The organism is Streptomyces sp. NPDC054770, assembly GCF_053611985.1.
Genome location: NZ_JBSHBL010000158.1, coordinates 1 through 7,584, shown reverse-complemented (window position 1 = coordinate 7,584; position 7,584 = coordinate 1). Strand labels below are relative to the sequence as shown.

At 69.9% G+C, this 7,584-nt stretch carries 8 protein-coding genes; 1 reads left to right on the top strand and 7 read right to left on the bottom strand.

Annotated elements, in window-relative coordinates:
- The first annotated feature begins 272 nt into the window (after positions 1-272).
- A complete protein-coding gene (locus tag ACWGKQ_RS51525) occupies positions 273-500 on the top strand; it encodes a hypothetical protein (protein ID WP_453299066.1) in 228 nt (75 codons plus the stop codon).
- A 99-nt stretch (positions 501-599) separates the two neighbouring features.
- On the opposite strand, the gene ACWGKQ_RS51520 is transcribed toward ACWGKQ_RS51525, so the two are convergent.
- The 7 genes from ACWGKQ_RS51520 to ruvC form a co-directional block, all read right to left on the bottom strand.
- Positions 600-1,139: an adenine phosphoribosyltransferase gene (locus tag ACWGKQ_RS51520; RefSeq protein ID WP_453299065.1), complete on the bottom strand. Its 540-nt coding sequence runs from the start codon at positions 1,137-1,139 to the stop codon at positions 600-602.
- Positions 1,136-2,245 carry a protein translocase subunit SecF gene (gene secF, locus ACWGKQ_RS51515; protein ID WP_453299064.1) on the bottom strand — a complete coding sequence of 370 codons (1,110 nt, stop codon included), beginning with the start codon at positions 2,243-2,245 and terminating at the stop codon, positions 1,136-1,138. Before secF ends, ACWGKQ_RS51520 begins: the two co-directional genes overlap by 4 nt.
- A 3-nt stretch (positions 2,246-2,248) precedes the next feature.
- Positions 2,249-4,048 carry a protein translocase subunit SecD gene (secD, locus tag ACWGKQ_RS51510; protein ID WP_453299063.1) on the bottom strand — a complete coding sequence of 600 codons (1,800 nt, stop codon included), beginning with the start codon at positions 4,046-4,048 and terminating at the stop codon, positions 2,249-2,251.
- Between the two features lie 141 nt (positions 4,049-4,189).
- Positions 4,190-4,729 (bottom strand): preprotein translocase subunit YajC, encoded by a 540-nt coding sequence (gene yajC, locus ACWGKQ_RS51505; protein WP_453299062.1) that lies wholly within the window; start codon positions 4,727-4,729, stop codon positions 4,190-4,192.
- A gap of 454 nt (positions 4,730-5,183) precedes the next feature.
- Positions 5,184-6,257, bottom strand: coding sequence for a Holliday junction branch migration DNA helicase RuvB (gene ruvB, locus ACWGKQ_RS51500; RefSeq protein ID WP_453299061.1), 1,074 nt, complete (start codon positions 6,255-6,257; stop codon positions 5,184-5,186).
- Positions 6,258-6,284: 27 nt separating this feature from the next.
- Complete coding sequence (ruvA, locus tag ACWGKQ_RS51495) at positions 6,285-6,890, bottom strand: Holliday junction branch migration protein RuvA (RefSeq protein ID WP_453299060.1); 606 nt, start codon at positions 6,888-6,890, stop codon at positions 6,285-6,287.
- A complete protein-coding gene (gene ruvC / locus ACWGKQ_RS51490) occupies positions 6,887-7,426 on the bottom strand; it encodes a crossover junction endodeoxyribonuclease RuvC (RefSeq protein WP_089103224.1) in 540 nt (179 codons plus the stop codon). The genes ruvA and ruvC overlap by 4 nt, the downstream gene beginning before the upstream one ends.
- Positions 7,427-7,584: the final 158 nt, after the last annotated feature.

Sequence of the window (7,584 nt, the reverse complement as noted above, 5' to 3'; positions counted from 1 at the left end):
CCCTACAACAGAGCCCAGAAAACCTTTTCCAAAAACTCACCAATTGGACAGATCGGGAAAATCGAGACCATTAATTCTGTTGACTCGAACATCAGCCGCTACATAAGATCCACTTCGACCCGGAAGCGGAAGAAATTGACCTATTCCGCTTTCAAAGAAAAAGAAACGGGATGAGCATGAGAATGTTCGGAAAGACAATGGCGGCTGCGGCTCTGGCCGTGGGTCTGAGCGCGGCTTTCGCGCTTCCCGCGCACGCTGCGACCGCGGCCCCCATGTCGACGCTTCGAGGTAGCTCGGGGTGCTTCAACTGGTCTTGGGCGGATGGCACCACCACGACCACCATCTACTACCACAACACGTGCAGCACGACGGAGCACCTGTGCGTGTGGTGGAAGGACGGTGCGGAGAACAACCTGCACCGCATCACCGCTGCGGGCGACGAGAAGGGACACCTCAAGGAGCCCGGCACCATCATAACCAACGACATCGAGGACTGCTGATTTCTAAATCAGCCGGATTCCATGAGTAGCACGGAAAAATGAAGCAGCCCCGAGTGCGCATTGAAGTCGCACCCGGGGCTGCGTCGTCCCCATCTCCGCTCAGATGGTGAGCACGGCCTCCAAAGGGGCGCCTTTGAGGGCGGATTCCAGACGGGCCCGTCCGCCCAGGAAGCCCAGCTCCATCAGGACCGCGACGCCCGCGACCTCGGCGCCGGCGCGGTGGATCAGCCGGATCGAGGCCTCGGCGGTGCCGCCGGTGGCGAGCACGTCGTCGACGACCATGACGCGGTCGCCCGCGGACAGGTCCTCGGCGTGCACCTCGATCTCGGCGGAGCCGTACTCCAGCTCGTAGGCCTGCCGGAGGGTGGCTCCGGGGAGCTTGCCCGCCTTGCGCACGGGGATGAAGCCGAGCCCGGCCCGCACGGCGACCGGGGCGCCCAGGATGAAGCCACGCGCCTCCAGGCCGACGACCTTGGTGGCGCCGGTCTCGGCGGCGATCCCGGCGAGCGCGTCGGTGAGCGCGGTGAACGCGGCAGGGTCCGCGAGCAGCGGCGTGATGTCCTTGAACATCACGCCCTGCTCCGGGTAGTCCTCGACGTCCCGGATACGGCTGAGCAGCAGTTCCCTGATGTCGGTCACCGGCGCTTCCCGGAGGGTCGGCCACGGCCCCGGTTGTTGCGGGACGCGGGCTGGTTGCGCGGGCCGACGACGGCCGGGGCGGCGTCGTCGTGCTCGTCGGCGTCGGTGCCCCGGGCCTCGGCCAGCTCCTCCTCGGCGGTGGCCTGTGCGCGCTTGGCGAGGACGCGCTTCTTCAGGGCCTTCATCTGCGGCTCGGCCTCCTTGAGGTCGGCGACGAGCGGCGTGGCGATGAAGATCGAGGAGTAGGCACCGGCGGCGAGGCCGACGAACAGCGACAGCGAGATGTCGTTGAGCGTACCCGCGCCGAGGAAACCGCCACCGATGAACAGCAGGCCGGCGACCGGCAGCAGTGCGACGACCGTGGTGTTGATCGAACGGACCAGGGTGCCGTTGATCGAGTGGTTGGCGATGTCGCTGTAGGTGAAGCGGGTCTGCCGGGTGATGTCCTTCGTCTGCTCCTTGAGGCTGTCGAAGACGACGACCGTGTCGTAGAGCGAGTAACCGAGGATCGTCAGCAGACCGATGACCGTGCCGGGCGTGACCTCGAAGCCGACCAGGGCGTAGATACCGGTCGTGATGGTGATGTCGTGGATCAGCGCGACCAGGGCCGCGAGCGCCATCCGCCACTCGAAGGCGATCGCCAGGTAGACCACCACGAGGACCATGAAGATGCCGAGGCCCTCCCAGGCCTTGTTGGCGATCTCGTCACCCCAGCTCGGGCCGACGAGGTCGGCGGCGATGGACTCGGGGTCCACCTTCATGTCCTTGGCCAGCTTGACCTTGGTCGCGTCCGACTTCTCGGTGTCCATGCCGGCGATCTGGATGCGCAGGCCGCCCGTGCCGAGCTTCTGCACGGTCGCGTCGTGGCCGGAGGCCTCCTTCGCGTAGGTCTCCGCCTGGGCCACCGAGATGCTGGTCTTCGAGGTGGTGAAGACGGCGCCGCCCTGGAAGTCGATGCCCATGTTCAGGCCGCGCACCGCCAGGCCGACGATGGCCGTGATGGTGATCAGGATGGAGACGCCGTACCAGATCTTGCGCTTGCCGACGAAGTCGTAGCTGATCTCGCCGCGGTGGAGTCGGGCGCCGAGGTTGCCGAGTTTCGACATCGCTCACGCTTCCTTCGGGTCGACAGGGCCGGAGACGGGACCGGCGGGACGGCGGGTGCGGCGCAGCGGGGCCTTGGCGCCCAGGCCCTTCGGGTCGAGGCCGGACCACTTGTGGCCGCTCGCGAAGAACTTACGCCGGGCGAAGAGCGTCATCAGCGGCTTGGTGAAGAAGAAGACGACGACCACGTCGAGCACGGTGGTCAGACCGAGGGTGAACGCGAAGCCCTGGACCTTGCCGACGGTCACGATGAACAGCACGGCGGCGGCCAGGAACGACACGAAGTCGGAGACCAGGATGGTGCGCCGGGCACGCGGCCAGGCCCGCTCGACGGCGGGACGCAGCGTGCGGCCCTCGCGGATCTCGTCCCGGATGCGTTCGAAGAACACGATGAACGAGTCCGCCGTGATGCCGATCGCGACGATCGCACCGCAGACGGCCGGCAGGTTCAGCGCGAAGTGGATCGCGGGGCCGAGCAGCGACATGATCGTGTAGGTGAGGATCGCGGACACCAGCAGCGAGGGGATCGCGATCAGCGACAGGCCGCGGTAGAAGGCCACCAGGTAGACGATGACCAGCGCGAGACCGATGGCACCGGCCAGCAGACCGGCGTGCAGCTGCTGGCCGCCCAGGGCGGCGGTGACGGTGGTGACGCTCTGCGTCTTGAAGGACAACGGGAGCGCGCCGTACGACAGCACGTTGGCGAGGCTCTGGGCCTCTGTCTGCGTGAAGCTGCCGGAGATCTCCGCCGAGCCGCCGGTGATGGACTGGCTCACGGTCGGGCTGGAGACGACCTCACCGTCGAGGACGATGCCGAACTCGTTCAGCGGCGGCTGGGAGGCGTTCTTGGCGAGCTCGCCGGTGACGTCCGCGAACTTCTTGGCTCCGCCGGAGGTGAAGGTCATCTGGACCTGCCAGCCGGCGGCGCCCTGCGTGTCGAAGACGGCCTGGGCCTTCTTGACGTCGGTGCCGTCGACGCGGGCCGGGCCGAGGACGTACTTGTACCAGGCATCGTCGATCTTGCCGCAGGCCACGGTGGTGTCGGTCGGCTTCGCGGTCTTGCCGGCGGTGGCGCGCTGGGTGGCATTGGAGCAGTCCAGCGCGGTGTACTCGGCCTCCAGCTTCGAGGCCGCGGCGGAGGCGCTCGGGTCGGCCGAGGAGGTGGCGGAGGGGCTCGCCGACGAGGAGGCGGACGCCGAGGACGAAGCCGTGGAGCCCGCCTTCAGGGCGTCGGTGACCGCGCGGCCCTGGGAGGTGGCCGAGGACGACGGCGACGCGGAGGACGACCCGGTCGCCTTCTGGGACGACGACGCGCTGCTCGACGGGGAGGTGCTCGGGGAGGCACTGGAGCTGCCGCTGGCGGACGCGCTCGGGGAGGCGCTGGCCGCGGCGCCGGCGCTCGCTTCCTGGGCCAGGACCGGGCGGAAGTACAGCTTCGCGGTGGTGCCGACCTGCTGGCGGGCCTCTGCGGAGTTGGTGCCCTTGGGGATGTTGACGATGATGTTGCTTGTGCCCTGGGTCTGGACCTCCGTCTCGGATACGCCCAGACCGTTGACACGACGGTTCATGATCGCGACCGCGGTGTTCATGTTGGTCTTGTTGATCGCGTTGGGCTGGCCCGGCTCGTTCTCCGCCTGGAGCGTGATGCTCGTACCACCGGCCAGGTCGATACCGAGACGCGGAGTGGTGTTTCCGGAGGCGAACATTCCTCCGGTGAGCGCCACGATGGCGATCAGGATGAGGGCCAGCGAGCGCCCTGGCTTGCTCTGGGCGCTCGCGCTCCGGCCCCTCTTAGGTGCTGCCACCTTCTCGAACTCCCTCTCGGGCCGCCGCGCGCCTGGTCGGCGCGGTCGGCCATGACATGGTGTCGGGATCCCGTGCGGGAAACAGACGCGCCCGGGACGCGGGGTGCGCATGTGACGCGCGCGCCGCTTCCCGGGTCACGGCTACTTCGCGTCGGAGTCGCCGTCGGTCTTCTTCGGCTCTTCGTCGGCCTTCGCCTCGACGGTCGCAGCCTGCTCGGCCTGCCCGTCGGTCGCGTCCTCCGCCTTGCCCTCGGTCTCGTCCTGGGCGGCGTCCTTCTTCCCGAGGTCGACGGCCTTGTCGTCGGAGGCGGCGGCAGCGTCGGCGGACTCGTCGTCGGTCTCGGTGAGGGAGGAGGCGTCGTCCGGGACGACGTCGGCGTCGGACTTCAGGTCGTGCTCGACGCCGTGCACGATGCGGTTGTACTCGTCGTCCGTGAGGATGGCGCCGATCGCGTTCTTCGCGAAGAGGAGGTCGACGCCCGGGCCGGCGTCGAGGAGGACCGTGTCCTCGTTGACTTCCTTGACCGTCGCGTACATGCCCCCGATGGTGCGGACCCCGTTGCCGGGCTGGATCTCGTTCCGCATCTGGGTGGCCTGCTGCTGGCGCTTCCGGGTGGAACGCGTCATCAGGAACATGGCCGCGATGAGGACGATGAACACGAGAAGAGGCAAGCTATTCACGGGACGGAATTTCCTTCGCGCAGCCGCGGCGGTGTGCGGCCTGGATGATGGGGGTGTGGTCGGCGCCGCCCGCAAAGGCGGCATCGGCGGAGTCTAAGCGAGTCCGCGCGCATGGAACAACGTTCAGCATGGCACCTGGGTTCCTGGGCCCGCCAATGCCCCGCCGTCACGAAGCGATCACGTCTGCGGCCGGGGCCTGGTCGGCGAGCGGCGGGCTGTCCGGGCCGGAGGCGGGGCGAGCAGGGGGCGGGTCCCGGTTGTACGGCGGACACCGCGCGTTCCCGCCGGCAACGGCCCGGGCACCGGGCGCGCGGGACGGGGCGCATCTGCTGGCCGGCCCGGTGGCGTCGGTGTCTGTGCCGCTCAGCGTCAGGTGCTGATCGATCTCAGGTGCAGTTAGTTCTCAGGTGCTGACCTATGTCAGGTGCTGCTTGATCTCAGGTGCCACCCGATGTCAGGTGCCGAACAGGTCCTGCTGGCCGGTTCCGCCCTCCGCGCCGCGCGGGGCGGTCAGGCCCAGGTGGGCCCAGGCGGCGGGGGTGGCGACGCGGCCGCGCGGGGTGCGGGCCAGCAGGCCCTCGCGGACCAGGAAGGGTTCGGCGACCTCCTCGACCGTCTCGCGCTCCTCCCCCACCGCGACGGCGAGGGTGGACAGGCCGACCGGGCCGCCGCCGAACAGCTTGAGCAGGGCCTCCAGGACGGCGCGGTCCAGCCGGTCCAGGCCACGCTCGTCCACCTCGTAGACGGCGAGCGCCGCGTGCGCGATCTCGCGGGTGATCAGCCCGTCGGCCTTGACCTGCGCGTAGTCGCGGACCCGGCGCAGCAGCCGGTTGGCGATGCGGGGCGTGCCGCGTGAGCGGCCGGCGATCTCGGCGGCGCCGGCCGGCTCGATCTCGACGTCCAGCAGGTTCGCCGAGCGGTGCACGACGCGCTCCAGCTCGCGCGGTTCGTAGAACTCCATGTGCGCGGTGAAGCCGAAGCGGTCGCGCAGCGGGGGCGGCAGCAGGCCCGCGCGGGTGGTGGCGCCGACCAGGGTGAACGGCGGCAGTTCGAGGGGGATGGCGGTGGCACCCGGCCCCTTGCCGACGATCACGTCGACCCGGAAGTCCTCCATCGCCATGTACAGCATCTCCTCGGCGGGCCGCGACATCCGGTGGATCTCGTCGAGGAAGAGGACCTCGCCCTCCTGGAGCGAGGAGAGGATCGCGGCCAGGTCACCGGCGTGCTGGATGGCGGGGCCCGAGGTGATCCGGATCGGGGCGCCCATCTCGGCCGCGATGATCATGGAGAGGGTGGTCTTGCCCAGGCCGGGGGCGCCGGAGAGCAGCACGTGGTCGGCGGTGGCGCCACGCACGCGTGCGGCGCGCAGCACCAGGTCGAGCTGCTCGCGGACCCTCTCCTGGCCGATGAACTCGCCCAGGTCCTTGGGGCGCAGCGCGGCCTCGACGGTCTGGTCCTCGCGGTCGGCGACGGCGCCCACCAGCCGCTCCGCGTCGGCGCCGGTGTCGGTCGGGTCGTCCCAGTTCATAAGTGATGTGCCTCAGCGGTGGTGGGGTCAGCGGGCGCGGTTGAGGGTCTGGAGGGCCGCCTTGAGCAGCTGCCCGATCTGGGGCGGGTCACCGGCGGCCTCGGCCTGCGGGGCGACGGCGGTGACGGCCTCGTCCGCCTCCCGGGTCGCGTACCCCAGGCCGAGCAGAGCCGCGTGCAGCTGGTCGCGCCAGCCCTGGGTGACCGGAGCGCCGACCGCGGGGGCGCCGACGGGGGCGCCGAGGCGGTCCTTCAGTTCGATGAGCAGCTTCTGCGCGCCCTTCTTTCCGATGCCGGGGACGGCGATCAGCGCCTTCTCGTCACCCGTGGCGACCGCGCGGCGCAGCGCGTCCGGGCTGTGCACGGCGAGCATCGCCTGGGCGAGCCGCGGGCCGACTCCGCTGGCCGTCTGGAGCAGCTCGAAGACCTGGCGCTCGTCGTCGTCCACGAACCCGTACAGCGTGAGCGAGTCCTCCCGGACGACCAACGAGGTGGCGAGCTTGGTCTGCTGGCCCATGCGCAGCCCGGACAGGGTGTTCGGGCTGCACTGGACGGCGATGCCGATCCCGCCCACCTCGACGACCGCGGAGTCCGGGGCGAGGGCGGCGACCGGGCCGCTGACGAAGGCGATCATGCCGTACGGCCTTTCGTTGCGTTGGCTGCGTGCAGGGCGACGGCCTGCTGGAGTCGGTTCTGCGCGGGGGCGCGCCAGATGTGGCAGATGGCGAGCGCGAGGGCGTCGGCGGCGTCGGCGGGCTTGGGCGGGGCGCTCAGTCTGAGCAGCCTGGTGACCATCGCGCCGACCTGGGCCTTGTCGGCGCGTCCGGAGCCGGTGACGGCGGCCTTGACCTCGCTGGGGGTGTGCAGGGCGACGGGGATGCCCCGGCGGGCGGCGCACAGCATGGCGACGGCACTGGCCTGGGCGGTGCCCATCACGGTCCGTACGTTGTGCTGGCTGAACACCCGCTCCACGGCGACGAATTCGGGCCGGTGCTCGTCCAGCCACTGCTCGATGCCCTGCTCGATGGCGACCAGGCGATGACCCAGCTCGGCGTCCGCCGGCGTCCGTACGACCCCCACGCCGACCATGGTGAGCGGCCGCCCGGCAACGCCCTCGACGACACCGACACCGCACCGGGTCAGCCCGGGATCCACCCCCAGTACGCGCACCGCGCCCCCTCCCCTCTTTGCGGCTAAACCGCCGCCGCTCTCGCGGACCTGGCGGAGCACCGTCGTGGTTCCTCAATCGATGGTTGCGGTCCGTGGACGGTGATCTATGGCTGGCGCCAGGCTAGTCGCTGCCACCGACAACGGCGGCGGGCCGGAGG

Excerpts from the sequence above, each read along its gene's own strand:
- ruvA (WP_453299060.1), bottom strand. The coding sequence starts at position 6,890 with ATGATCGCCTTCGTCAGCGGCCCGGTCGCCGCCCTCGCCCCGGACTCC.
- ruvB (WP_453299061.1), bottom strand. The coding sequence starts at position 6,257 with ATGAACTGGGACGACCCGACCGACACCGGCGCCGACGCGGAGCGGCTG.
- ACWGKQ_RS51525 (WP_453299066.1), top strand. The coding sequence starts at position 273 with ATGTCGACGCTTCGAGGTAGCTCGGGGTGCTTCAACTGGTCTTGGGCG.
- secF (WP_453299064.1), bottom strand. The coding sequence starts at position 2,245 with ATGTCGAAACTCGGCAACCTCGGCGCCCGACTCCACCGCGGCGAGATC.